This window comes from Mesorhizobium sp. M1066 (genome assembly GCF_040318635.1).
Classification (GTDB): domain Bacteria; phylum Pseudomonadota; class Alphaproteobacteria; order Rhizobiales; family Rhizobiaceae; genus Mesorhizobium.
This window is the reverse complement of the sequence record NZ_JAMYMR010000022.1, coordinates 48249-72044: the sequence shown is the minus strand read 5'-3', so window position 1 is coordinate 72044 and position 23796 is coordinate 48249. Positions and strand designations below refer to the sequence as shown.

The window sequence follows — 23796 nt, the reverse complement described above, 5'->3', positions numbered from 1 at the left end:
ACCTCAGGTCGGCGGAGTGCCGTTCTCGGCCAGCACCGCGCCGGTCAGATACAACGAACCGCTGATCAGGATGCGTGGCGCCGGGCCGTCCCAGGTGTCGCGCAGCAGCATCAGCGCGCTGGCGACGGAACTCACCGGCTCGGCGGTCAGCCCGGCTTCCGTCGCGCGGATCGCCAGTTCGTCATTAGGCACGCCGGCCTCGCTGAGGCTCACCGGCACCGTGTAGACATGCCGGGCGAGGCCCTTGAAGGCACGGAAATAGCCGGTCTGGTCCTTGGTGTTGATCATGCCCGAGATGAGGAACAGCGGACGCGGATTCTTCTCCTCCTGCTCGGCCAACGCTTCGGCAACCACCACGCCGGCTCCCGGATTGTGGCCGCCGTCGAGCCAGATATCGGCGCCCTTGGGTGCCAGTTCGGCCAGCCGGCCCTGCACGAGCTTCTGCATGCGGCCGGGCCAGGCGACATTGATCATCGCCTTTTCGGCGGCGCGATGGCTGATCTCGAAACCGGCCGCTTTGACCGCGGCGATCGCTGCCGCCGCATTGGCGAACTGGTGGCGGCCGGGCAACCTGGGCGGCGGCAGGTCCATCAAGCCGTCTTCGTCCTGGTAGACCATGCGGCCGTTTTCCTCGAAGGCAAGGAAGTCCTGGCCGTAGACGAAGGTGGGGCATTCAAGCCGCTCGGCGGTTTCGATCAGCACCTGCAGCGCCGTCTCGCTCTCCTGCGCGCCGATGACCACCGGACAGCCGGGCTTGATGATGCCGGCCTTTTCGGCCGCGATCAGTTCGACCCGGTCGCCGAGATAGGCCTCGTGGTCGAGCGACACCGGCATGATCACCGACACGGCCGGCTCCTTGACGACATTGGTCGCGTCGAAGCGGCCGCCGAGCCCGACCTCGATGATGGCGGCGTCGGCCTGGTGTTCGGAAAACAAGAGGAAGGTGACTGCGGTGAGGATCTCGAAGACGGTGATCTTCTCGCCCTCATTGGCCCTGGCGGCACGGGCAATAGCATCGGCGAAAACCCTGTCTTCGACCAGCCTGCCGCCGCCATCGGCGGCCAGCCGGTAACGCTCATGCCAGTTGACCAGATGCGGCGAGGTGTGGACATGGACGCGGTAGTCCGCTGCCTCGAGCAGGGCGCGCGAAAAGGCGGCGCACGAGCCTTTGCCGTTGGTGCCGGCGATGTGGATGACCGGCGGCAGCCGATCCTGCGGATTGTCAAGCCGCTCCAGAAGCCGCGAAATGCGGTCGAGCGAAAGGTCGAAGCCTTTCGGATGAAGCGCCATCAGAGCTTCGATTTCGCGGTCGGCGGCAAGCGTCGTCATGGGTAGAATCCTAGCGCATGAGCCTGAAAACCAAAATCGGTCTCGGATGGCCATGGCAATCAAAAGCTACAGCGCGCCGAAGCCGTCGTGCAATCGCGGCCGCGGCGCTTCGTGTCGCTTCAGGCTTGCGGCCGAGCTTCCGCGGCGACCACCGCCGGCGGCAGGATTTCCGGCTCCAGCGGCTTTTGCTCCTCCGGCAGCTTGAGCAGCATCTTGAGCAGCCGCGATATGGTTTCGCGCAGCTCCAGCCGCGACACCACCATGTCCACCATGCCGTGCTCCATCAGATATTCGGAGCGCTGGAAGCCGTCGGGCAATTTCTCGCGGATCGTCTGTTCGATGACGCGCGGTCCGGCAAAGCCGATCAGCGCGCCGGGCTCGGCAATGTGCACGTCGCCCAGCATGGCGTAGGAGGCGGTCACGCCGCCCGTGGTCGGGTTGGTCAAAACGACGATGTAGGGCAGGCCGGCTTCCTTCAGCCGGTCGACACCGACCGTTGTCCGCGGCAATTGCATCAGGGACAAAATACCTTCCTGCATGCGGGCACCGCCGGAAGCAGCGAACAGGATCAGCGGCCGCTTGCGCTGCAGGGCCACTTCGAAGCCATGCACGATGGCGTCGCCGGCGGCCATGCCGAGCGAGCCGCCCATGAAGGCGAAGTCCTGCACCGTGACCACCACCGGCAGACCCTCGACGGTGCCCAGTGCATTGATGATCGCGTCCTCAAGGCCGGTCTTGGCCTTGGCGTCCTTCAACCGGTCGACATAGCGCTTCTCGTCGCGGAATTTCAGCGGATCCTGCATCACCTTGGGGTTGTCCAGGGTCTCGTATTTGCCGCCATCGAAGAAGAATTTCAGCCGCTCCTTGGCCGAGATCTTCATGTGATGGCCGGAGGACGGAATGACGAACTGGTTGGACTCCAGGTCCTTGTGGAACACCATCTCGCCGGTCTCCGGATCCTTGATCCAGAGGTTCTCGGGCATGTCGGTGCGCCGGCCGAGCATCGAATTGATTTTCGGGCGAACGTAATTGGTGATCCAGTTCATCGCTTCGGCTCCTGTCCTGACGAAGAGTTAGTGCATGTCGCCCAAAAGTGGAAACCGGTTTTGGGATAACGACATGCGCAAAAGCTGAGGTAGGAGAACTATTCGGCAGCAGCAAGGCGGGCCGAGCGCACGCCTTGCGCAAGGCCGCTGACCAGCGTGGCGACGGCTTCGGCCGGATCGGCGGTCTTTTCGCCCTTCGGTCCCAGCACATTGGCCACCGCATTGACGATCGCGGTGCCGACAACGACGCCGTCGGCATTGGCGCCGATCACCCGAGCCTGCTCGGCGGTCTTGACGCCGAAGCCGACGCAGACCGGCAGGTCGGTGTGGCCCTTGATGCGCTTGACCGCCGCCGCCACCTTGCCGGTGTCGGCCAGCGCCGAGCCGGTGATGCCGGTCATCGACACGTAATAGACGAAGCCCGACGTGTTCTGCAGCACTTTCGGCAGGCGCTTGTCGTCGGTGGTCGGCGTCGCCAGCCGGATGAAATTGATGCCGGCCTTGAGCGCCGGAATGCACAGTTCCTCGTCCATCTCCGGAGGCAGGTCAACGACGATCAGCCCGTCGATGCCGCTGGCGATCGCGTCCTTGAGGAAGCGGTCGACGCCATAGATGTAGATCGGATTGTAATAGCCCATCAGCACGATGGGCGTCTCATTGTCGCCGGCACGGAAGTCGGACGCCATCTTCAGCGTCTTGACCAGCGTCTGGCCGCCCTTCAGCGCCCGCAGGCCCGCTGCCTGGATCGCCGGGCCGTCGGCCATCGGATCGGAGAACGGCATGCCGAGCTCGATGATGTCGGCGCCAGCCTTGGGCAGTGCCTTCATGATCGACAAAGAGGTGTCGTAGTCGGGGTCGCCGCCCATGAAATAGGTGACGAGCGCCGGGCGGCCTTCGTTCCTGAGCTTCGCCATGCGGCGGTCGATGCGGGTGGCCATGATCAGATCTCCATGCCCAGCATCGAAGCCACCGTATGCACGTCCTTGTCGCCACGGCCGGACAGGTTGACGATGACGATCTGGTCCTTGTCCATGGCGGGCACGATCTTCACCGCATGCGCGATAGCATGCGCCGATTCCAGCGCCGGGATGATGCCTTCGACGCGCGTCGTCAGCTTGAAGGCCTCCAGCGCCTCGTCATCGAGGATCGGCACGTATTCGACGCGGCCTGAATCGCGCAGCCAGGAATGCTCCGGCCCGACGCCGGGGTAGTCGAGGCCGGCCGAGATCGAATGGCCGTCCATGATCTGGCCGTCGGCGTTCTGCAAGAGGTATGTGCGGTTGCCATGCAGCACGCCCGGCGCGCCGGCATTCATCGAGGCGCAATGCTCGATGCCGTCGAGGCCGCGTCCGCCGGCCTCGATGCCGATGATGCGAACCTCTTTGTCGTCGAGGAAGGGATGGAACAGGCCGATGGCGTTCGAACCGCCGCCGACAGCGGCGATGATGGTGTCGGGCAACCGGCCTTCCTGCTCGAGGATCTGTGCCCGCGCCTCGATGCCGATCACCGACTGGAAGTCGCGCACCAACTCCGGATAGGGGTGCGGGCCGGCGGCGGTGCCGATCAGGTAATAGGTGTCCTCGACATTGGTCACCCAGTCGCGCAACGCCTCGTTCATGGCGTCCTTCAGCGTGCCGTGACCAGCGGTCACCGGCCGCACTTCGGCGCCTAGCAGCTTCATGCGGAAGACGTTGGGGCTTTGCCGGGCGACGTCGGTGGCGCCCATATAGACGACGCAGGGAAAACCGAATCGGGCCGCAACCGTGGCTGAGGCCACGCCATGCTGGCCGGCACCGGTCTCGGCGATGATGCGCTTCTTGCCCATGCGCTTGGCCAGCAGGATCTGGCCGAGGCAATTGTTGATCTTGTGCGAACCGGTGTGGTTCAGATCTTCGCGCTTGAAATAGACCTTTGCGCCGCCCCCGAGGCCCTTCGCCGAGGAAACCTCACGAAGATGCCTGGTCAGCCCCTCGGCGAAATAAAGCTTCGACGGCCGTCCGGCATAGTGGGTCGACAGATCAGTCAGCTCGGCCCTGAAATCCGCATCGTTCTTGACCTCGTTCCAGTGCCGCTCCAGATCGAGGATCAGCGGCATCAGCGTTTCGGCAACGAAACGACCGCCGAAAATGCCGAACATGCCCTGTTCATCGGGTCCGGTGCGGAAGGAATTGGGTGTCGCCGGCTTGTTCATCGCCGATCTCCTGGCATCTTGACTTATGAAGCATGTCCTTGTCGGAAAACCGGTTCCCACTTTTCCGGGACATGCTCTGGTTTAAGGCACTACTAGGCTGCGCGGGTGTTCCGCGCGGCCCTGACGGCCCGGAAAAACTGTTCGATCAGCGCCGGATCCTTGATGCCCGGCGCGCTTTCCACGCCTGAGGAAATGTCTATTCCGGGCGGGTCGGCAAGCCGAAGGGCATCGCCGATATTGGCGGCGTTGAGCCCGCCGGAAAGCATGTAATCGACGCTGCCGTCAAGGCCGGCGAGGATGTGCCAGTCGAAGGCCACACCATTGCCGCCCGGCAGCTCTGAGCCTTTCGGCGGCTTGGCGTCGAACAGGAACCGGTCGGCTATGCCGATGAACGGCTTTATCCGTTCGAGATCGGCGGCCTCGCTGAGCGGCAGCGCCTTCATCACCGGCAGGCCATAGCGGGCTTTGACCTCGGCGACGCGCTCGGGCGTTTCCGCACCATGCAGCTGCAGCATGTCAGGCTGCATATTGGCAACGATTTCATCAAGGAAGGCGTCGCTGGTATCTACGGTGACGGCAACCGCCATCGCCTTGCCGCGCGCAGTCTCGCGCAGACGGCCAGCCTCGGCAGGTTCGACATAGCGCGGGCTTTTGGCGAAGAAGATAAACCCGACATGGCTGGCGCCGCCGGCCAGCGCCGCGGCCATTGCCCCGTCGGTCTTCAAGCCGCAGATCTTGATGTCGAGTGCCATGGCGCGGGAATTGGCATGAAAAGCGAAAAGAGTCGAGAAAAAGCATGCTGTTTGCCGCCAACGCCAAAGGCGCTACCTATGAATGGACAGGATGCAAGGCGGGAGAGCACGATCATGACCGACAGGACAATTGCCGAACTCAGGCAGAAGATAGCGCAGGCGCGCGAGGTCATCGCGCACCTGATCGACAAGGCTGCCTTCAACGGCGCCGAAGCGCACCGGGCGCTCGACTATTTCCGCGGCGATGAATTCGACGGCAATTTCCTGCCGTGGCCGCATCATGGCGATGAGGGGTTGCGGCCTGAGGACTTGAACGCCGCAAACGACGACTGAGCGATCTACTCGAACATGATCGCCTGCAGCGCACCGCCATTGCGCTTCAGCCAGTCCTTGCAGCGATCGGTGTCGGGGCAGAGCTTTTCGCACAATTTCCAGAATTTCGGACCGTGGTTCATCTCCTTGAGATGCGCCACTTCATGCGCGACGAGATAGTTGATGACCGGCGACGGCGCCATCATGATGCGCCAGGAGAAGGACAGATTACCTTCGGAGGTGCAGGAGCCCCAGCGGCTCGACGTGTCCTTGAAGCGGACGGCCTTGGCGCGTTTGCCTAACGCCTGGGTGTGCTTGAGCACCAGCTTCTCGATGTCCTTCTTGGCCTCGCGCTTGAGGAAGTCGGCGATGCGGCGCGGTAGGTGTATGCGATCGCCGTGCACGATCAGCAGCGGGCCGCGCTCATCGCTCGACACCGTCACGGTCCCGCGCTTTGATGGCTCATGGACGATGCGGTGCGCCACGCCACGCACCGGGATCCTGATGCCGGGCCGCACCTGCGGCCGCGTCGGCACCTTGGCCAGTCGCTGCTCCAGCCAGTCCTGGTGCCGCTCGAGGAACCTGTCCACCTCGCCGCGGCGCAGGCCTGGCGGCACGGTGATGCGCAGACCCTGGCCGCCTGAATCGATGCGCAGCGTCATTCGGCGCGCCCTGGCGCTCTCGACGATCTTGAGCGGCAGCGTGCGGCCGGCGACGCAATATTCGCGTTCCACGACAGGCGTGGGCTTGGGCTTTGTCAGATTGCGAAAGAAGCCGAGAGTCATGGCGGGACGATACGCGATTCGAGAAAAACGACTAGAACAAAAAAGAAACGGCGCCGCTCGCGCGACGCCGTCGTCATACCTTGGCCTGTCCTACAGCGCCGCGCGTCCTCTGGGACGCGCAAAGGACGCTGTAGCACTTTAAGTTGGCGCATGACCCTTTCCGAAAACCGGTTCCGGTTTTCGGGGTTATGCGTCGGGCCTCAGTCGTCAAGCAGGTTCGAACCCTTGCCACGCTTGGTGGTCGTTGTCCCAGTGCCCGGATCGGTCTTCGTCGGAGCCGTCGACTTGTTGCGGTTGGCCATGAACCGGTCGAACTCGTCCTGGTCCTTGGCGCGGCGCAATTCGCGGGCATACTCGTCGAACTGGGTCAGCATCTCGTCGAGCTTGCGACGCTCTTCGTTCAGGCGCTCCAGTTCCTTTTCGCGCCAGTCGTCGAAAGCGACGTTGCCGGTGCGGGCGGAGCCATTGCCCCAGCGCGCAGCCTTGTCGGAACCGCGGCGGCATCCGGCGAAGATGCCGTCGGTCGCGCGGTTGACGTCACGCTTGAAGCCATCGAGGCGGTCGCCCCAGATGATGTAGGCGAGCATGGCGAAGCCGAGTGGCCAGAACACCATGAAACCCACAACCATCAACGCGATGGTTGCCGGCGTCCAGGCCGGACGGATCAATGCGGATGTGTTCATTTTCTCCCATTCCTTCGGTTGGAGACAGCCAAACCCGGCTGCGTGGAATCGAAATGGGAAGAGAAAAACGGCGATTCAAGACAATGTCCGCCAAATCCGGACAAGCATCTGAAATGATTATCGCTTTTTGATCATATCGAGGGAAAGCACGACCAGCCCGGCAATCAGGCCCCAGAATGCGGCGCCAACGCCGAACAGCGTCAGGCCCGACGCGGTGACGACAAAGGTGACGGTGGCGGCCATGCGATCCGCCTCTTCCTTCAGCGCGATAGACAGCGCGTTGGCGAGCGACGCCATCAGCGCCAGGCCTGCCACCAGCACGATCAGGCTCTGCGGCAGCACCGCGAAGATCGCCACCAGCGAAGCGCCGAAAATAGCAAAGATGAGATAGGCGAGCGCATAAAACGGCCCGGTCTTCCAGCGCTCGGCGGGATCGGGGTGGACGTCCGGCCCGGTGCAGATCGCCGCCGAGATCGCCGCCAGATTGGTCGTCGGCCCGCCGAACGGCGCCGACAGCAGCGAAAACAGGCCCGTGACGCCGATCAGCGGGCCGGGCTCCGGGTGATAGCCGGCGGCGCGCAGCACGGCGAGGCCGGACAGGTTTTGCGACGCCATGGTGACGAGGTAGAGCGGCAGTGCCAGGCCAATCACCGCCTTGGTGGTGAAGTCAGGCGCAATCAGCGTCAGCGTCGACAGTTCCGGTGTCGGCAGGCCACCGACACGGCCGGTGAGGAAAGCGGCGAGGCCACCGCCGATCAGAACCGCCAGCACCGACAGCGCCGGGTTGAACAGCCTGATAACGAAGAAGGCGGCGATCAGCGGCAGGATCAGCCACGGGTCGATCGGAATGGTCTTCACCGCATTGAGCGCGAAGGTGACGACGATACCGGCCAACATGCCCGAGGCAACGGAGGGCGGTATCCTCGAGATCAGCTTGGTCAGGGGCCGAAACAGCCCTGTGGCGATCAGAAGGACGCCGGTGACGATGAAGGCGGCGACGGCCTCGCTCATCGAAAAGCCGCTCGATGCCGCGATCAGCGCCAGGCCCGGCGTCGACCAGGCGGTGATGACAGGCATTTTCGTGCGCCATGACAGCCACAGGCTCTCGATCGCCATAGCCAGGCAGATCGTCGTCACCCAGCTTGCCGTCTCGATCTGCGTCGCACCGACTGCGGTGGCGGCGGCGATGACGATGGCCAGCGTGCCGCCGAAGCCGACGATCGCCGCGACGAAGGCGGATATCGGGATGGAAAGGCGCATCAGTTTCCCCTCTGCGCCATCGCATCGACGGCCCGCACCAGCATGTCGAGATCTTGGGGTCGCGACAGGCGATGGTCGCCGTCAGGGATCAGTGACAGTGTCACGTCGTCGGCGGGCAGCAAGCTGACCAGCTTCAGTGCGTGGCTTGCAGGCACGTCCGCATCGGCCAGGCCCTGCAGGATGTGCACCGGGCAATGGGTGTCGATCGGGCCTGTCATAACCCGGTTGTAGCGCCCGTCCTCGATCAGCGCGCGGGTGTAGATGTAGGATTCCGTGGAATAGTCCGACGGCTCTTCGAAGAAACCTTTTTGGGCGAGATCGCGCTTCTGCGCCTTGGTCAGCACCGGTTCGACCAGGTCGGCGGTGAAATCCGGGGCTGGCGCCAGCAACACCATGCCGGCGACGTTGCTATCGCCTGCCTTGCGCAATTCCTGCACCATGCGCAGCGCGATCCATGCGCCCATCGAGGAGCCGACCAGGATCTGGCTGCCCCGGGTGAAATGCCGGAACACGGCAAGGCTTTGCGCAAGCCATGTCGAAATCGTGCCGTCGGCAAAGGCGCCGCCGGATTCGCCATGGCCGGAATAGTCGTGGCGCAGGAAGGCGCGGCCCTCGCTTGCCGCCCAGTCCGACAGCGTCTGAGCTTTCGTGCCCAGCATGTCCGACTTGTAGCCGCCGAGCCAGACGATGCCTGGCGCAGAGCCAGCAGTATGGCGCACCGCGATGCGCGATCCATCTACATCCAGAAAGCTTGGGGGCGTGGCAGTCATGGCTTTTCCTCAACGCCGGTCTTGTGACACGGACGGTGGCGTGGCGAAAAGTGCTCACGATGTTGTTTGTTTGGTGCAGAGCAGCGATCAGGGTGATTTTCTGTCAATGCTGTGCTATTGACTCCGCCCGCGCGCTCACCACATTGGCGCGTCCACACATCAACACTGACAGATCCTGAACGAAACGGCCAAGGAGACCACGACCATTCGCAGACCTTTCAAAGCAGCGGCGCCGACCAAGGATGGCCCGCGCTCCAACCGTGACATCCGGGTTCCCCGGGTCCAGCTTATCGACGCCGATGGCCAGAACCGCGGCGATATTTCCATCAACGATGCGTTGCTGCTCGCCGAAGAGGCTGGGCTCGATCTCGTCGAGATATCGCCCAATGCGGTGCCCCCCGTCGTCAAGATCCTCGATCTCGGCAAGTTGAAATACGCCAACCAGAAGAAGGCGGCCGAGGCGCGCAAGAACCAGAAGGTCATCGAGATCAAGGAGATCAAGATGCGCCCGAACATCGACAGCCATGACTACGAGACCAAGATGAAGGCGGTTCGCCGCTTCTTCGAGGAAGGCGACAAGGTCAAGCTGACGCTGCGCTTCCGTGGCCGCGAGATGGCGCATATGGAACTCGGCATGCAGCTTCTGAACAAGGTCCGCGAGGAAGTGGCGACGATTGCCAAGGTCGAAGCGGAACCGAAGCTCGAAGGCCGCCAGATGATGATGGTGCTGTCGCCGCGCTAGAGCGATCCCCGTCAAAAGCAAAGGCCGCTTCGGCGGCTTTTGTTTTGTTTTGCCTCCGCCATGATTTCTCCGCAAGTTGCTTCGACAAGGATTCTGGTTGCGGCGAAAGGATTCTCCCATGACCGCTGCGGCACGTTCTACGAGTGAAATGGGTCGCTATCAGCGGCGCCGGCGCGTCCTGCTGGCGCTGCTAATCGGCGCTTTTTGCGCTTTGCTGATCTTCGGCGGCTCCCCGCACGATGAACTAACCCACGAACGCATAGAGGCGCACGGGATCGCCCTGATACTGATCGGGATCGGCGGCCGGCTCTGGTCGATCCTCTATATCGGCGGCCGCAAGTCGGCCGAAGTGGTTGCAACCGGCCCATATTCGGTGATGCGCAACCCGCTGTATTTTTTCTCCACCGTAGCGGCCGTCGGCATCGGCACTCAGACCGGCAGCGCGATCGTCGCGGTAGCGTCGGCGGTTTTGTGCGCGGCCGCGTTCCACATCGTCACGCTGCGCGAGGAACGGCATTTGACGACCGTGCTTGGGGCGCCGTACAAGGACTACGTTGCACGGGTACCGCGTTTTTTTCCCAATCCCCGGCTTTATCGCGATCAGGCCGAGGTCACCTTCACACCGCGCATCTTCAATCACACGCTGCGCGACGGCTTGATGTTTCTGGTTTCCATACCGTTTTTCGAACTCATCGAGTCCGGACAGGAAAGCGGTGTAATTCCCGTCCTCTTCTGGCTGTATTGAGCTGCGGTAGGCAGTCAAAAGAGGCGACATGCATTAAATCCGCCTGAATTATCCTGCAAGCCGTCCCAACGATCGGCGGGGCCCTGTTTTCTTGGCCAGAAGCTGCGATCGCCGGCAAGTTTTTCGACGATCGGATCCGCCATGGTAAATGAAATCAAGTCTGCGCCCGTCGAGGCACACGGGCTGGGCAACTACCAGCATATGCGCCGGATAGTGCTTGCCGTTCTCGTGGTCGTGCTGTTCGCAGCATTGCTATTTGGTCAGTCGACGTTTCCGCCTGAAACCTGGGTGCATGAGTCGATCGAAATGTTCGGCGTGCTGCTGATTTTCCTCGGCATCGTCGGGCGCCTTTGGGCGACGCTCTACATAGGCGGGCGCAAATCTTCCGAGGTGGTGACCGGCGGGCCTTACTCGATCACCCGCAACCCACTCTATGTGTTCTCGACCGTGGCCGCGGCCGGCGTCGGCGCCCAGATCGGCTCGTTCTCCGGCATCATCCTCTTTGCGCTGCTGTGCGCGGGTGCCTTCCACATCGTCATCCTGCGCGAAGAGAAGTTCCTCAAGGAAGCGCTCGGCGCGCCGTACCAGGCCTATCTGGAGAAGGTGCCGCGCTTCTTCCCGAAGCTGTCGCTCTACCAGGAGGGCGATACGGGCAGCTTCAAGCCCCGCCTGTTGCTGACCACGCTGCTCGACGGCCTGGTCTTCCTCGTCGCCCTGCCGGCCTTCGAGCTGATAGACGGAGCCCAGCTGTCAGGCATGTTGCCGGTCTGGTTCACGCTGCCCTGACCAAGGACACAGCGCCGCATCTCCACAGGTGTTGCGCGCGGGCCGTCTTTGACGTATAGCACCGCCGTTCAAGAAAACCGCCCGGCAGGGCATGCCGTGGCGGTTTCATTTGCTTTTCGGGCTTTGGTCGGCCCGAAGCGAACAAGAAGCGCGATAGTGCGCCAACAATACGGAGTAGCAAAATGCCCAAGATGAAGACCAAGTCGGCCGCCAAGAAGCGGTTCAAGATCACAGGTACGGGTAAAGTCCTGTCGGCTGCTGCCGGCAAGCGTCACGGCATGATCAAGCGTTCCAACAAGTTCATTCGAAATGCCCGCGGCACGATGGTTCTGGCTGAACCGGATGGCAAGAAGGTCATCAAGAATTTTCTGCCGAACGGTCTCTAGGGAATGATGCCAAAAAGTTGCAGACTTTTTGGAAAACATCATTCGCCAAAATAAGATCATTCGGTCCGGACACGCATTTGTTTTACGCAATTCCGAACGGAAAACCGCAAGGCACTTTTCCTGGAATTGCTTTTAAGGAGATCATGACATGGCACGCGTAAAAAGAGGCGTCACCTCGCACGCCAAGCACAAGAAGGTCCTGAAAGCCGCGAAAGGCTTCTACGGCCGCCGCAAGAACACCATCCGCATCGCCAAGCAGGCGGTGGAAAAGTCGCTGCAGTACGCTTACCGCGACCGCAAGAACCGCAAGCGCTCGTTCCGCGCTTTGTGGATCCAGCGCATCAACGCCGCGACGCACGAGCATGGCCTGACCTATGGCCGCTTCATCGACGGCCTCAACAAGTCGGGCATCGAGATCGACCGCAAGATCCTGTCGGACATGGCCATCCATGAGCCGCAGGCTTTCGCAGCCCTGGTCGCCAAGGCCAAGGTGGCGCTCGAATATCTGAAGAACACCACGCCGAACGCTTTTGAAAGCGCTGTCGCCTAAGACCAGCGCTTCCCAAGCATTCGCAATTCTGATTTGGGGAACCCGCGCTGGCACGGCTGGCGCGGGTTTTTCTTTTGCCTGAACTTTCAACTTAAAAGTGACTTTCACTTTCAGCTGATTTCCAACGTAGCGAGTTTGACCGTGAACGACGCAGCCACTGGCCTGGATACGCTTGAAAACTCACTTCTGGCCGAAATCGCCTCGGCCGCCGATGAGCCGGCCATCGAGGCCGTGCGCATCGCTGCTTTCGGCAAGAAGGGCGCCGTGTCCGAGATGCTGAAGACCCTTGGCGCCATGACTGCCGAGCAGCGTCAGGTCAAAGGCCCCGCAATCAACGGGCTCAAGAACCGCGTCACAGATGCGCTGACTGCGCGCAAGGCCGAGTTGAAAGATGTGGCGATCACCGCACGCCTCGCCGCCGAAAGGGTCGACGTGACGCTGCCGGTGCGGCAGTCGCCGGCCGAGCGCGGCCGTATCCACCCGATCAGCCAGGTCATCGACGAGATTGCGGCGATCTTCGGCGACCTCGGTTTCTCCATCGCCGAAGGTCCGGATATCGAGACCGATTACTACAATTTCACCGCGCTGAATTTCCCTGAAGGCCATCCGGCGCGCGAGATGCACGACACCTTCTTCTTCCAGCCGGATGAGAAGGGCGAGCGCAAGCTTTTGCGCACCCACACCTCGCCGGTGCAGATCCGCACCATGGAGACGAAGAAGCCGCCGATCCGCATTGTCATTCCGGGCAAGACCTACCGCCAGGATTCGGACGCCACTCACTCGCCGATGTTCCATCAGGTCGAGGGGCTGGTGATCGACAAGACGGCGAATGTCGCCAACATGAAGTGGGTGCTGGAGGAGTTCTGCAAGGCTTTCTTCGAGGTGCCGCAGGTCAAGATGCGCTTCCGGCCGTCCTTCTTCCCGTTCACCGAGCCGAGCCTCGAGGTCGACATCCAGTGCGACCGCTCCAGGCCCGGCGAAGTGCGCTTCGGCGAAGGCTCTGACTGGATGGAGATCCTCGGCTGCGGCATGGTCCATCCCAACGTGCTGCGCCATGGCGGGCTTGATCCGGACGAATATCAGGGCTTTGCCTGGGGCATGGGCATCGACCGCATCGCCATGCTGAAATACGGCATGCCGGACCTGCGCGCCTTCTTCGATGCCGACGTGCGCTGGCTGTCGCATTACGGGTTCAGGCCGCTCGACATGCCGACGCTGTTTGGGGGCCTGAGCGCATGACAGCGCCCTTCGCCGGCGGCTGCCGCTGCGGCGCCGTGCGGTTCGAGGCATCAGTCGAACCGCATCACGTCAGCTATTGCCATTGCGGCGATTGCCGGCGGGCCAGCGGCGCGCCGGTGTCGGCCTTTGTCGGCTTCCTGGTCGATCAGGTTGCGTTCACCGGCAAGGCGCTGAAGATGTATGAGAACGGCCCGGTGACGCGCTCTTTCTGCGGCACCTGCGGCTCGCCCATCGCCTATGTCGATGAGCGACTGGAGGATGACATCTACTTCATGCTCGGCGCCATGGACATCCCGGCCGATTTCCAGCCGACGCTGCATGCCTATGTCGGCGAGCAGCTCCCCTACCTGCATATGTCCGACGACCTGCCGAGACATCTGAAATCAAGCGTCAAAAGACCAGACGGAACAGTCCCATGAAATTCACCCTCTCCTGGCTCAAGGACCACCTAGAGACCGACGCCACGCTCGACGAGATCGTCGAGCGACTGACCTCGATCGGCCTCGAAGTCGAGCATGTCAACGACAAGTCGAGCCTGAAGCCCTTCGTCATCGCCAGGGTGCTGACGGCGGTCCAGCATCCCGATGCCGACCGGCTGCGCGTGCTGACTGTCGATACGGGCGACGGCAAGCCACCCGTGCAGGTCGTCTGCGGAGCGCCAAACGCCCGCGCTGGCCTGATCGGCGCCTTTGCCGCGCCCGGCACCTATGTGCCCGGCATCGACGTGACGCTGGCGGTCGGCAAGATCAGGGGGGTCGAAAGCCACGGCATGATGTGTTCCGAGCGCGAGTTGGAACTGTCAGACGAACACAACGGCATCATCGACCTGCCCGAGGATGCGCCGGTCGGCACCAGCTTCGCCGCCTATGCGCACATCGACGATCCGGTCATCGAGATCAATTTGACGCCGAACCGGCCGGATGCCACCAGCGTCTACGGCATCGCCAGGGATCTGGCGGCGAGCGGGCTTGGCCGCCTCGTCGGCGGCGCCATCATGCCGCATGTCGGCAATGGCATGTGTCCGGTCAAGGTAACGATCGAAGCGCCGGAGCTTTGCCCTGGCTTCGCGCTCAACCTGGTCAAGGGCGTCAAGAATGGGCCGTCGCCGAAATGGCTGCAGCAGCGGCTGATCGCTATTGGGCTGAGACCGATCAGCGCGCTGGTCGATATCACCAACTACGTCACCTTCGACCGCGGCCGCCCGCTGCATGTGTTCGACGCCAGCAAGGTTTCCGGCAATCTCGTCGTGCGCCGCGCGCGCGATGGTGAGAAGGTGCAGGCGCTCGACGGCCGCGAATACACGCTCACGCCGGAAATGTGTGTCATCGCTGATGACAATGGCGTCGAGTCCATCGCCGGCATCATGGGCGGCGAGCATTCGGGCTGCGACGAGAACACGACCGACGTGCTGATCGAATCCGCCCTTTGGGATCCGATCACCACGGCGCGCACCGGCCGCACGCTCGGCATCATCACCGACGCGCGCTACCGCTTCGAGCGCGGCGTGGACCCCGAATTCATGGTTCCCGGCGTCGAGTTGGCAACGAAACTGGTGCTCGATTTCTGCGGCGGCACGCCGACCGAAATGGAAGTCGTCGGTTATGCCGGCTATCAGCCGAAGATCGTTTCCTTCCCGCTTTCGGAAGTGAAGAGGCTGACCGGCATCGAGGTTCCCAGGGCGGAAAGCCTCGACATCCTGTCGCGCCTCGGCTTCAAGCCGAAGGGATCGGGCGATGTCGTCGATGTCGCCGTGCCGTCCTGGCGCCCCGACGTCGATGGCAAGGCAGATCTGGTCGAGGAAGTCATGCGCATCCACGGCGTCGACAACATCGCGCCGCAGCCGCTCGGTGCGCATGATGCGGTCAACGCAAGGATACTGACCACGCTGCAGGTCCGTACCCGCACCGCCAAGCGCGCGCTTGCCGTGCGCGGCATGATGGAAGCCGTCACCTGGTCGTTCATTCCGGCCAAGCATGCCGAGCTGTTCGGCGGTGGCCAGACGGCGCTGAAGCTCGCCAACCCGATCGCCGCCGACATGTCCGACATGCGGCCCTCGCTGCTGCCCGGGCTGATCGCTGCTGCCCAGCGCAACGCCGACAAGGGTATCGGCGACGTGGCGCTGTTCGAAGTGTCGGGCACCTATGAGGGCGACGGCGCCGACCAGCAGCGGCGCGTCGCCGCCGGCGTGCGCCGCGGCACCGCCAAGCTCGACGGTTCAGGCCGCAACTGGGCCGGCAATTCGGGTGCGGTCGGCGTGTTCGACGCCAAGGCCGACGCGATCGCCGCACTGGAAGCCTGCGGTGCGCCTGTCGACCGGCTGCAGATCGAGGCCGGCGGCCCGGCTTGGTATCATCCCGGCCGTTCCGGCACGATCAAGCTCGGTCCGAAAACCGTGCTCGGCACCTACGGCGAATTCCACCCGAAGACGCTGGAAGGCCTCGATGTTTCCGGCCCGCTGTGCGGCTTCGAAGTGTTTGTCGATGCTGTGCCCGAGCCGAAGGCCAAGCCGACGAAAACCAAGCCGAAACTGGAACTGTCCCCCTTCCAGGCGGTCAAGCGCGACTTCGCTTTCGTCGTCGATAAGTCGGTCGAGGCCGGCACGCTGGTCCGCGCGGCGCTCGCCGCCGACAAGAAGCTGATCACGGGCGTTTCGGTCTTCGACATCTTCGAAGGCGCTTCGCTCGGCGAGGGCAGGAAGTCTATTGCCATCGAAGTGTCGATCCAGCCGGTCGAAAAGACGCTGACCGACGAGGATTTCGAGGCACTGGCCAAGCGTATCGTCGAGAATGTCGGCAAGCAGACGGGCGGCGTTCTGCGCGGGTAGATTGTTCTGACGAAACTCCCAAGGGAAAGCGCTCTGCGCTTTTCCCGGGAAAACCGTTTCACACTTTTCCTGGAATTGCTCTGAGCCTTGCGAGCAGATGGCGAATCGCCCTCCAAAGGGGGATGGACCATCTGCGTTATTCCGGGCTCCCGTTCGAAACGCAACGCACGACGTTTCTTGAGATCGTCTCGGCTGATCCTCTTGTTTGCGAGGCGCTGACGCGCGCGCGCACGCTCGACCTCCCGAACTGGCTGATTGTCTCCGGCGCGCTCTACAACACCGTCTGGAACCAGCTGACCGGCAAGCCGCCGGGCTATGGCATTAGGGATGTCGATCTGTTCTATTTCGATGACAGCGACCTGTCCTACGAGGCGGAGGACACAGTCATCCGCCGTGCGGCGGCGCATTTCGAAGGACTGCCGCTGCCGGTCGAGGTGCGCAACCAGGCGCGGGTGCATCTGTGGTATCCGCAGAAATTCGGGCAACCGTGCCCGCGCTATTCCAGCTCCAGCGAATCCGTCAGCTATTTCGCGTCGAAGACCCACGCGGTCGGTGTCCGATACGACGCGGATGGGCAGCTCGATCTGGTTGCACCATTCGGGCTCGACGACATTTTCTCGTTTCGCATCGTGCCGAACCGGGTGATGGACAACCAGCGAACGCATGAGGTGAAGGGTGCGCGGGCGAAGGAGCACTGGCCGGAGATCTCAGTGGTGGCTTGGTAGGAATGCCGGAATGTCGGCGCGAGTCACCCCCCTCTGTCCTGCCGGACATCTCCCCCGCAAGGGGGGAGATCGGATGTCACGCCGGCTTTCGCCAATCACCAACATCGAAGGAGAGGTGCCGGCAGTGGAGCTGCCAATCTCCCTCCTTGCGGGGGAGATTGCCGGCAGGCCAGAGGGGGGTGTCTCGCGCCAGGGTCTCACAATCTTCTACGTCCCGCGCCACGCAAAAGGGACGCCGAAGCGCCCCTTTCGACTACCAAGTGGTGATCAGGCTCACCCATTCACCAGCGCCAGCAACTCCTCGGTGTAGCGCTTACCCACGACCTTGTCCGGCGACAGCGCCTCACCAATCGCCTGCACCTCGGCCGCGCTCAGCTCGATCGCGGCCGCAGCCGTATTCTGCTCCAGATGGCGGATCCTTCTTGCACCGGGGATTGGCACGATGAAATCGCCCTGGTGCAGCACCCAGGCCAGCGCCAGCTGCGCCGAGGTCACGGCCTTTTCAGCAGCCAGCTTTTCCAACGTGGCGATGACGGCGGCATTGGCTTCCATCGCCTCGGCCTGGAAGCGCGGCAAGGTCCGGCGCCAGTCGTCGTCGCTCAAGGCCTCGGGCTTGGCGATCGTGCCGGTCAGCAGGCCACGGCCGAGCGGGCTGTAGGGAACGAAGCCGATGCCGAGTTCGCGGCAGATGGCGAACACCTCGTCCTCCGGGTCGCGGCTCCACAGCGAATATTCGCTCTGCACGGCAGCAATTGGATGCACGGCATGGGCCCGGCGGATGGTCGCGGCACTCGCCTCGGACAGGCCAAGCGCGCGCACCTTGCCCTCGCGCACCAGTTCGGCCATGGCGCCGACGGTGTCCTCGATCGGCACGTCGGGGTCGACGCGGTGCTGGTAGTAGAGGTCGATCACATCGGTGCCCAGCCGTTTCAGCGAGGCCTCGGCGACCGCCTTGACGTGCTCGGGGCGGCTGTCGACGCCCGCCATGCGGTCGAGGCCTGTACCTTCCTCCAAAATCTTGAAGCCGAATTTTGTCGCGATCGTCACCTTGTCACGCACCGGTTTCAGCGCCTTGCCGAGCAGGATCTCATTCTCGAAGGGGCCATAGACTTCCGCCGTGTCGAAGAAATTGACGCCGATGTCGACGGCGCGGTGCAGCGTGGCGATCGCATCGGCTTCCGCTTGGCCGCCATAGGCGAAGCTCATGCCCATGCAGCCGAGGCCGACGGGGTAGACGTTCAATTCAGTTCCTAGCTTGCGGGTTTGCATAACGCGTCTCCTTGTTGCGATGTGGCAGAAATAGCGCCTTGCCTTGTGTTCGATAATCGGTTTTCATCCGCACAGGCTGTACTAAAAGATAGATCAATGAATCGAGCGCATCTTTCACAACTGGCGGTGCTGGCGACTGTCGCTCAATGCGGCAGCTTTCGCGGCGCAGCCAGGGAATTGGCCATCGCGCCTTCGGCGGTTAGCCACGCGGTATCCAGCCTCGAAGCTCGGCTTGGCGTGCGCCTGTTGGCACGCAGCACGCGCAGCGTTGCCCCGACCGAGGAGGGCGCGCAACTACTCGAGCGATTGCGGCCGGCGCTTTCCGAGATCGACCTGGCGCTGGAGACGGCAATCGAAGCGCGCGATCGGCCGGCCGGTAATCTGCGGCTGACCGTGCCGCGCACGGCAGCGCATCTGGTGCTGACGCCGCGGCTGGGCGCCTTTGCGGCGGCCTATCCCGACATCGTGCTGGAGATCGCCATCGAGGACCGCTTCACCGACGTGGTGGAAGGCGGCTTCGATGCTGGCGTCAGGCTAGGCGAGAGCCTGCAGGGTGACATGATCGCGGTGCGCATCGGGCCGGACCTTCGCGGCGCGGTGGTCGGCGCCCCGGTCCATTTCGAGGCGAGCCCCAAGCCGCGCCACCCGCGTGACCTTGCCGATCACCGCTGCATCCGCTTCCGCTTCTCCAGCGGCATCCTCTACCGCTGGGAATTCGAAAAAGGCCGCGAGAGGATCGAGATGGCGGTGGAGGGACCGCTGATCCTCGACGAGGACCATCTGATCGCCCAGGCGGCGGTCGACGGCGCCGGGCTTGCCTTCGTCTTTGAGGATTATGTCCGCGCACCGCTCGCCGACGGCAGGCTGATCCGCGTGCTGGAGGACTGGTGCCCGCCCTTCGACGGCTTCTTCGTCTATTATCCGAGCCGCCGGCAGATGCGCCCGGCGCTCCGGGCGTTTGTCGATTTCTTCAAGGTGAGTGGATAGCCCACCCTCCCCCTTGTGGCGAGGGTCGCGCAGCAAAATGCCGCGAAGGCGGCTTTTGCGAAGCGGGGTGGGGGTCTCGTAGGGCCCACCCCAACCCCGTCTCGCAGTCTTCGCTTCGCTCCGACCGCGAGCCGACCCTCCCCACAAGGGGGAGGGTGAAGCGCGCGTCGGAAGAAAGCCGCCTCACCGTTCGTTCACGTCCCATGCAAACATCGATCACCAACAGCATCACCCGCTATGGCTGGGGCGCGATCATTCTTCACTGGCTGATTGCGCTCATCTTCATCGGCCAGTTCGGACTCGGCTTCGTCATGGTGCGGGTGACCAGCCAGCGCACCGCCTTCGAACTGATCCAGCTGCACAAATCCCTCGGCTTTCTGCTGCTCGGCCTGATCATCCTGCGCATCGCCTGGCGCCTGGGCAATGCAACGCCGGCGCTGCCGCGTTCGGTCGGGTCTGTGGAACGTCGGGCAGCACCGTTGGCCCATTTTGCGCTCTACGCATTCCAGCTTGCCTTGCCCTTGTCCGGCTGGGCGCTGGTGTCGGTCTCGATGCTGGAGATTCCCAGCCTGCCGTTCAACCTGTTCATCATGCCGAACCTGCCGCTGGCCGAATCGGATGGTGCCGAAAGCTTCTGGGCGGCGGCGCATTGGTATCTCGCCTATGCCGGTATGGCGCTCGTGGCTCTCCACGTCGCGGCGGCACTGCGGCATCATTTCCAGCTCAGGGATGGCGTGCTCACGCGCATGATCACGCCTTCGTCAGATCCGGAATAGAGCGAGCGGTTCATTCGTTCATGGAGTGAGGGCGCAAGAAATGCGCTGCCTCCAACAAGGAACATCCCATGTACACGCGCATCCTCGGATTTGCGGCGGTCGCCGCTTGCCTTGCCATGCCTGTTTCAGCGGCCGTCGCGCTTGGTGACGCCGCCGGCAGCTATTCGATCAGCCCGGCCAGCTCCAGCATCCGCTTCTCCATCGACAAGGTCGGCGGCGGCGGCCTCAATGGCGCCTTTGCCCGCTTCAAGGGGTCGATCCGCATCGACAACAGCGATGTCGGGCGCTCGCAGGTCAATTTCACCATCTTTCCCGAAAGCGTCGGCACCGGCCAGGGCCGTATCGATGCCTTCCTGCGCTCCGACGCGGTGTTCGATGCCGCCAACAGCCCGGAAATCCAGTTCCGCTCGACCAGTGTGACCCGAACCAGCGACACCACGGCCCTGGTCTCCGGTAGGCTGACGGCGCGCGGCAAGACGTTCCCGGAAAAATTCACGGCCGAGCTTGGCGGTCTCAAGGCTGGCACCATAAAATTCCATGTCACCGGCAAGGTGTTGAGGTCACGCTACGGCATGGATGTCGGCACGCCAATCTATTCCAACATCGTCGACTTCGACATGACGCTGACGGGGAAAAGGGGTTAGCTCTCTGTCAGCACCTTTGCGATTGGCAGACACACCTCGCGCATCGTCATCCTGGGGCGTAGCAAGGAGCGAAGCGACGCGGCGCAGACCCCAGGATCCATGCCGCGACATCAAGGCGTTGCCACGGTCCAGAATCCGTTGCGCTGCATTCCTTGGCGGATGTCGCGGCATGGATCATCGGGTCAAGCCCGAGGATGACGAAGGCGCGGTTCGTTGGACAGTCTCTAATTGGCTTTTCTCCCGATTTCGGGCAAACCTCGTGGCCTGTAATCGTGATGGAGAAGCCTGATGTTCCGATGGGGTGTGTTGTCGACGGCCAAGATCGGCCGCGAGCATTTGTTGCCGGCCATGGTCGAGGCGGAGAACGGCGTGCTGTCGGCGATCGCCAGCCGCGACCTGTCGAAGGCCAAGGCGCTCGCCGACCGCTTCGGCGCGCGCCATGCCTTCGGCTCCTATGAGGAACTGCTTGCCTCCAACGAAGTCGACGGCGTCTACATCCCGCTGCCGACCTCGCAGCATGTCGAATGGACGGCAAAGGCCATCGAAGCCGGCAAGCACGTGCTGGTCGAAAAGCCGCTGGCGCTCGACGCCAAGGACATCCTGCCGCTGATCAAGCTGCGCGACCAGAAAAAGGTGCTGGTCTGCGAAGCCTTCATGGTCATCTACCACCCGCAATGGATCAAGGTGCGCGACCTGATCGCCAGCGGCGCCATCGGCCGGCTGCGCCATGTGCAGGGCGCATTCTCCTACTACAACGTCGACCCCAGCAACATGCGCAACCAGCTCGACCTCGGCGGCGGCGCGCTGCCCGACATCGGCGTCTACCCGACCGTGTCGACGCGCTATTCGACCGGCAAGGAGCCGCTGCGCGTGCAGGCGACGATCGAGCGCGACCAGAAATTCGGCACCGACATCTACTCCTCGATCCGCGCCGATTTCGGTGACTTCGAACTGTCCTTCTACCTGTCGACGCAGATGGCGGCGCGCCAGGTCATGGTGTTCCACGGTGAGAAGGGTTTCATCGAGTTGTTCTCGCCTTTCAATGCCGGGCTCTACGACCACCACCGCGTCGAACTGCACAACCAGAACCACTCCGAGGCGCAGGTGTTCCGCTTTCCCGGCACGCAGCAATACCGGCTGGAGGTCGAGACCTTCGCGCGTGCGGCACAGGGCGGCAAGGAGCGCGTCTTCACGCTGGAGGAATCTGTGCTCAATCAGAAAGTCATCGATGCCATCTTCCGCGCCGGCGTCAAAGAAGGCTGGGAGACCGTCTGACCCCGGCAATAAAGTAGCCGGCTAATTCTGGGAGGAAAGATGGCTGACGATGCGGACGTGATCATTGTCGGCGCCGGCCTTGCAGGGCTGGTTGCCGCCGCCGAGCTTGCCGAGGCCGGCAAGAAAATCATCATGATTGACCAGGAGCCGGAGCAGTCGCTCGGCGGCCAAGCGTTCTGGTCGTTCGGCGGGCTTTTCCTCGTCGATTCGCCCGAGCAGCGGCGCATGCGCATCCGCGATTCGCATGACCTGGCGCTGGAAGACTGGCTGGGCACCGCGGCTTTCGACCGGCCCGAGGATTTCTGGCCGCGCAGATGGGCGGAAGCTTATGTCGGCTTCGCCGCCGGCGAGAAACGCTCATGGCTGATGCAGCGCGGCCTGAAATTCTTTCCCGTCGTCGGCTGGGCCGAGCGGGGTGGCGGCAATGCCATAGGTCATGGCAATTCGGTGCCGCGCTTCCACATCACCTGGGGCACCGGCCCCGGCGTGCTGGAACCTTTTGTCCTGCGCGTGCGCGAGGCGGAAAAGCGTGGATTGATCAGCTTCAGGTTCCGGCACCGGGTCAATGAATTGACCCGCACGGGCGCTGTTGTGACCGGTGTGCGTGGCGACATCCTGCAGCCCAGCGCTGTCGAGCGCGGCCACAAGAGTTCGCGCGAAATATCAGGCGATTTCGAGCTTCACGCGCAAGCGGTGATCGTCGCCTCCGGCGGCATCGGCGCCAACCATCAGCTTGTCCGCGAAAACTGGCCGCAACGGCTCGGCGCTGCACCGAAGAGCATGATCACCGGCGTGCCCGATCACGTCGACGGCCGCATGCTGGCGATCACGGAACGGGCCGGCGGCTCGATCATCAACCGCGACCGCATGTGGCACTATGTCGAGGGCATCAAGAACTGGGCACCGGTCTGGACCGACCATGCCATCCGTATCCTGCCCGGCCCGTCATCGCTGTGGCTCGATGCGCGCGGCAAGCGCTTGCCGGTGCCGCTCTATCCCGGTTTCGACACGCTGGGCACGCTCTCCCACATCATGAGCACCGGCTTCGACTATTCCTGGTTCATCCTGACCAAAAGGATCATCCAGAAGGAGTTCGCGCTGTCGGGCTCCGAGCAGAACCCCGATTTGACCGGCAAGAGCTGGCGCCAGGTGCTCGGCCGCGCCACATCTGGCCTTCCGGGTCCGGTCAAGGCGTTCATGGAGAAAGGCGAGGATTTCATCGTCGAGGCCGATTTGCCGGCGCTGGTCGCGCGCATGAACGCGCTTGCCGGCGGTGAGCCGCTGCTTGAGGTGGCCCAGGTCGAGCGCGAAATCCGCGCCCGCGACCGGCAGCTCGACAATCCGTTCTCCAAGGACATGCAGATCACCGCTTTGCGCGGCGCCCGTGCCTATCTCGGCGACCGGCTGATCCGCACGGCAAAGCCGCACAAGATGCTCGACCCGGCAAACGGCCCGCTGATTGCGGTGCGGCTCAACATCCTGACCCGCAAGACGCTGGGTGGCCTGCAGACCGACCTCGACAGCCGCGTGCTGGATGCCGATGGCCAGCCGGTCGCGGGACTCTACGCCGTCGGCGAAGCCGCCGGTTTCGGCGGGGGCGGTGTGCATGGCTATGCGGCGCTCGAAGGCACATTCCTCGGTGGGTGCATCTTTTCCGGCCGCGGCGCCGGTCGGGCGGCGGCCGCGGCCGTGCAATAAGGCCCAAACCGCGAGACGATAG

General features: G+C 63.2%; 25 protein-coding genes. 15 read left to right on the top strand and 10 right to left on the bottom strand.

Annotation, left to right across the window (positions count from 1 at the left end):
• Positions 1-3: 3 nt before the first annotated feature.
• The 5 genes from NKH52_RS23650 to NKH52_RS23630 all read right to left on the bottom strand — a co-directional run bounded on the left by NKH52_RS23650 (position 4) and on the right by NKH52_RS23630 (position 5318).
• Positions 4-1329: a bifunctional folylpolyglutamate synthase/dihydrofolate synthase gene (locus NKH52_RS23650; protein WP_352734326.1), complete on the bottom strand. Its 1326-nt coding sequence runs from the start codon at positions 1327-1329 to the stop codon at positions 4-6.
• 119 nt (positions 1330-1448) lie between these two features.
• Positions 1449-2375 (bottom strand): acetyl-CoA carboxylase, carboxyltransferase subunit beta, encoded by a 927-nt coding sequence (gene accD, locus NKH52_RS23645; protein ID WP_027039954.1) that lies wholly within the window; start codon positions 2373-2375, stop codon positions 1449-1451.
• A gap of 98 nt (positions 2376-2473) precedes the next feature.
• Complete coding sequence (trpA, locus tag NKH52_RS23640; RefSeq protein ID WP_352734324.1) at positions 2474-3313, bottom strand: tryptophan synthase subunit alpha; 840 nt, start codon at positions 3311-3313, stop codon at positions 2474-2476.
• A 2-nt stretch (positions 3314-3315) separates the two neighbouring features.
• Positions 3316-4566, bottom strand: coding sequence for a tryptophan synthase subunit beta (trpB, locus tag NKH52_RS23635; RefSeq protein ID WP_127289584.1), 1251 nt, complete (start codon positions 4564-4566; stop codon positions 3316-3318).
• Positions 4567-4658: 92 nt separating this feature from the next.
• Positions 4659-5318, bottom strand: a complete 660-nt coding sequence (locus tag NKH52_RS23630) for a phosphoribosylanthranilate isomerase (protein WP_352734322.1) — start codon at positions 5316-5318, stop codon at positions 4659-4661.
• 114 nt (positions 5319-5432) lie between these two features.
• Here NKH52_RS23630 and NKH52_RS23625 point away from each other — a divergent pair, with 114 nt between their 5' ends.
• Positions 5433-5651, top strand: coding sequence for a hypothetical protein (locus NKH52_RS23625; RefSeq protein WP_352734320.1), 219 nt, complete (start codon positions 5433-5435; stop codon positions 5649-5651).
• A gap of 5 nt (positions 5652-5656) precedes the next feature.
• On the opposite strand, the gene NKH52_RS23620 is transcribed toward NKH52_RS23625, so the two are convergent.
• The 4 genes from NKH52_RS23620 to NKH52_RS23605 all read right to left on the bottom strand — a co-directional run bounded on the left by NKH52_RS23620 (position 5657) and on the right by NKH52_RS23605 (position 9128).
• A complete protein-coding gene (locus NKH52_RS23620; protein ID WP_352611041.1) occupies positions 5657-6415 on the bottom strand; it encodes a M48 family metallopeptidase in 759 nt (252 codons plus the stop codon).
• A gap of 200 nt (positions 6416-6615) precedes the next feature.
• Positions 6616-7098: a DUF2852 domain-containing protein gene (locus tag NKH52_RS23615; RefSeq protein ID WP_013528315.1), complete on the bottom strand. Its 483-nt coding sequence runs from the start codon at positions 7096-7098 to the stop codon at positions 6616-6618.
• 117 nt (positions 7099-7215) lie between these two features.
• A complete protein-coding gene (locus NKH52_RS23610) occupies positions 7216-8358 on the bottom strand; it encodes a benzoate/H(+) symporter BenE family transporter (protein WP_352734318.1) in 1143 nt (380 codons plus the stop codon).
• Positions 8358-9128 carry an alpha/beta hydrolase gene (locus NKH52_RS23605; RefSeq protein WP_352734316.1) on the bottom strand — a complete coding sequence of 257 codons (771 nt, stop codon included), beginning with the start codon at positions 9126-9128 and terminating at the stop codon, positions 8358-8360. The genes NKH52_RS23610 and NKH52_RS23605 overlap by 1 nt, the downstream gene beginning before the upstream one ends.
• Before the next feature lie 205 nt (positions 9129-9333).
• Between NKH52_RS23605 and infC the strand changes: the two genes are divergently transcribed.
• From infC to NKH52_RS23560, 9 genes are all read left to right on the top strand, one after another.
• Positions 9334-9870: a translation initiation factor IF-3 gene (gene infC / locus NKH52_RS23600; RefSeq protein WP_023810608.1), complete on the top strand. Its 537-nt coding sequence runs from the start codon at positions 9334-9336 to the stop codon at positions 9868-9870.
• 118 nt (positions 9871-9988) lie between these two features.
• Positions 9989-10615 carry a methyltransferase family protein gene (locus NKH52_RS23595; RefSeq protein ID WP_023810607.1) on the top strand — a complete coding sequence of 209 codons (627 nt, stop codon included), beginning with the start codon at positions 9989-9991 and terminating at the stop codon, positions 10613-10615.
• A 141-nt stretch (positions 10616-10756) separates the two neighbouring features.
• The gene (locus NKH52_RS23590) at positions 10757-11401 is read left to right on the top strand and encodes a methyltransferase family protein (protein ID WP_127289596.1); all 645 of its coding nucleotides are present in this window, start codon (positions 10757-10759) and stop codon (positions 11399-11401) included.
• A 182-nt stretch (positions 11402-11583) separates the two neighbouring features.
• A complete protein-coding gene (gene rpmI, locus NKH52_RS23585; RefSeq protein WP_006201248.1) occupies positions 11584-11787 on the top strand; it encodes a 50S ribosomal protein L35 in 204 nt (67 codons plus the stop codon).
• A 148-nt stretch (positions 11788-11935) separates the two neighbouring features.
• Positions 11936-12337: a 50S ribosomal protein L20 gene (gene rplT / locus NKH52_RS23580; RefSeq protein ID WP_013528310.1), complete on the top strand. Its 402-nt coding sequence runs from the start codon at positions 11936-11938 to the stop codon at positions 12335-12337.
• Positions 12338-12478: 141 nt separating this feature from the next.
• Positions 12479-13576 (top strand): phenylalanine--tRNA ligase subunit alpha, encoded by a 1098-nt coding sequence (gene pheS / locus NKH52_RS23575; RefSeq protein WP_352734313.1) that lies wholly within the window; start codon positions 12479-12481, stop codon positions 13574-13576.
• Entirely contained in the window at positions 13573-13995 is a 423-nt protein-coding gene (locus NKH52_RS23570) for a GFA family protein (RefSeq protein ID WP_352734311.1), read from the top strand. Before pheS ends, NKH52_RS23570 begins: the two co-directional genes overlap by 4 nt.
• A complete protein-coding gene (pheT, locus tag NKH52_RS23565) occupies positions 13992-16400 on the top strand; it encodes a phenylalanine--tRNA ligase subunit beta (RefSeq protein ID WP_352734309.1) in 2409 nt (802 codons plus the stop codon). The genes NKH52_RS23570 and pheT overlap by 4 nt, the downstream gene beginning before the upstream one ends.
• A gap of 122 nt (positions 16401-16522) precedes the next feature.
• A complete protein-coding gene (locus tag NKH52_RS23560; protein WP_352734307.1) occupies positions 16523-17125 on the top strand; it encodes a nucleotidyltransferase family protein in 603 nt (200 codons plus the stop codon).
• Positions 17126-17398: 273 nt separating this feature from the next.
• Here the strand turns inward: NKH52_RS23560 and NKH52_RS23555 are convergent, their stop codons facing one another.
• Entirely contained in the window at positions 17399-18394 is a 996-nt protein-coding gene (locus tag NKH52_RS23555) for an aldo/keto reductase (RefSeq protein ID WP_352734305.1), read from the bottom strand.
• A gap of 96 nt (positions 18395-18490) precedes the next feature.
• On the opposite strand from NKH52_RS23555, the gene NKH52_RS23550 reads away from it, so the two are divergent.
• The 5 genes from NKH52_RS23550 to NKH52_RS23530 all read left to right on the top strand — a co-directional run bounded on the left by NKH52_RS23550 (position 18491) and on the right by NKH52_RS23530 (position 23774).
• Entirely contained in the window at positions 18491-19381 is an 891-nt protein-coding gene (locus tag NKH52_RS23550; RefSeq protein WP_352734303.1) for a LysR family transcriptional regulator, read from the top strand.
• 203 nt (positions 19382-19584) lie between these two features.
• On the top strand, positions 19585-20157 hold the full coding sequence (locus NKH52_RS23545) for a cytochrome b (RefSeq protein ID WP_352734301.1): 573 nt from the start codon (positions 19585-19587) through the stop codon (positions 20155-20157).
• Positions 20158-20225: 68 nt separating this feature from the next.
• Positions 20226-20801, top strand: a complete 576-nt coding sequence (locus NKH52_RS23540) for a YceI family protein (protein ID WP_352734299.1) — start codon at positions 20226-20228, stop codon at positions 20799-20801.
• A gap of 288 nt (positions 20802-21089) precedes the next feature.
• Positions 21090-22076: a Gfo/Idh/MocA family protein gene (locus NKH52_RS23535; protein WP_352734297.1), complete on the top strand. Its 987-nt coding sequence runs from the start codon at positions 21090-21092 to the stop codon at positions 22074-22076.
• Positions 22077-22115: 39 nt separating this feature from the next.
• Positions 22116-23774: an FAD-binding dehydrogenase gene (locus NKH52_RS23530; protein ID WP_352734295.1), complete on the top strand. Its 1659-nt coding sequence runs from the start codon at positions 22116-22118 to the stop codon at positions 23772-23774.
• The last annotated feature ends 22 nt before the right edge of the window (positions 23775-23796 follow it).

Excerpts from the sequence above, each read along its gene's own strand:
- NKH52_RS23650 (WP_352734326.1), bottom strand. The coding sequence starts at position 1,329 with ATGACGACGCTTGCCGCCGACCGCGAAATCGAAGCTCTGATGGCGCTT.
- accD (WP_027039954.1), bottom strand. The coding sequence starts at position 2,375 with ATGAACTGGATCACCAATTACGTTCGCCCGAAAATCAATTCGATGCTC.
- trpA (WP_352734324.1), bottom strand. The coding sequence starts at position 3,313 with ATGGCCACCCGCATCGACCGCCGCATGGCGAAGCTCAGGAACGAAGGC.
- trpB (WP_127289584.1), bottom strand. The coding sequence starts at position 4,566 with ATGAACAAGCCGGCGACACCCAATTCCTTCCGCACCGGACCCGATGAA.
- NKH52_RS23630 (WP_352734322.1), bottom strand. The coding sequence starts at position 5,318 with ATGGCACTCGACATCAAGATCTGCGGCTTGAAGACCGACGGGGCAATG.
- NKH52_RS23625 (WP_352734320.1), top strand. The coding sequence starts at position 5,433 with ATGACCGACAGGACAATTGCCGAACTCAGGCAGAAGATAGCGCAGGCG.
- NKH52_RS23620 (WP_352611041.1), bottom strand. The coding sequence starts at position 6,415 with ATGACTCTCGGCTTCTTTCGCAATCTGACAAAGCCCAAGCCCACGCCT.
- NKH52_RS23615 (WP_013528315.1), bottom strand. The coding sequence starts at position 7,098 with ATGAACACATCCGCATTGATCCGTCCGGCCTGGACGCCGGCAACCATC.
- NKH52_RS23610 (WP_352734318.1), bottom strand. The coding sequence starts at position 8,358 with ATGCGCCTTTCCATCCCGATATCCGCCTTCGTCGCGGCGATCGTCGGC.
- NKH52_RS23605 (WP_352734316.1), bottom strand. The coding sequence starts at position 9,128 with ATGACTGCCACGCCCCCAAGCTTTCTGGATGTAGATGGATCGCGCATC.
- NKH52_RS23595 (WP_023810607.1), top strand. The coding sequence starts at position 9,989 with ATGACCGCTGCGGCACGTTCTACGAGTGAAATGGGTCGCTATCAGCGG.
- NKH52_RS23590 (WP_127289596.1), top strand. The coding sequence starts at position 10,757 with ATGGTAAATGAAATCAAGTCTGCGCCCGTCGAGGCACACGGGCTGGGC.
- rpmI (WP_006201248.1), top strand. The coding sequence starts at position 11,584 with ATGCCCAAGATGAAGACCAAGTCGGCCGCCAAGAAGCGGTTCAAGATC.
- rplT (WP_013528310.1), top strand. The coding sequence starts at position 11,936 with ATGGCACGCGTAAAAAGAGGCGTCACCTCGCACGCCAAGCACAAGAAG.
- NKH52_RS23570 (WP_352734311.1), top strand. The coding sequence starts at position 13,573 with ATGACAGCGCCCTTCGCCGGCGGCTGCCGCTGCGGCGCCGTGCGGTTC.
- pheT (WP_352734309.1), top strand. The coding sequence starts at position 13,992 with ATGAAATTCACCCTCTCCTGGCTCAAGGACCACCTAGAGACCGACGCC.
- NKH52_RS23560 (WP_352734307.1), top strand. The coding sequence starts at position 16,523 with ATGGACCATCTGCGTTATTCCGGGCTCCCGTTCGAAACGCAACGCACG.
- NKH52_RS23555 (WP_352734305.1), bottom strand. The coding sequence starts at position 18,394 with ATGCAAACCCGCAAGCTAGGAACTGAATTGAACGTCTACCCCGTCGGC.
- NKH52_RS23550 (WP_352734303.1), top strand. The coding sequence starts at position 18,491 with ATGAATCGAGCGCATCTTTCACAACTGGCGGTGCTGGCGACTGTCGCT.
- NKH52_RS23545 (WP_352734301.1), top strand. The coding sequence starts at position 19,585 with ATGCAAACATCGATCACCAACAGCATCACCCGCTATGGCTGGGGCGCG.
- NKH52_RS23540 (WP_352734299.1), top strand. The coding sequence starts at position 20,226 with ATGTACACGCGCATCCTCGGATTTGCGGCGGTCGCCGCTTGCCTTGCC.
- NKH52_RS23535 (WP_352734297.1), top strand. The coding sequence starts at position 21,090 with ATGTTCCGATGGGGTGTGTTGTCGACGGCCAAGATCGGCCGCGAGCAT.
- NKH52_RS23530 (WP_352734295.1), top strand. The coding sequence starts at position 22,116 with ATGGCTGACGATGCGGACGTGATCATTGTCGGCGCCGGCCTTGCAGGG.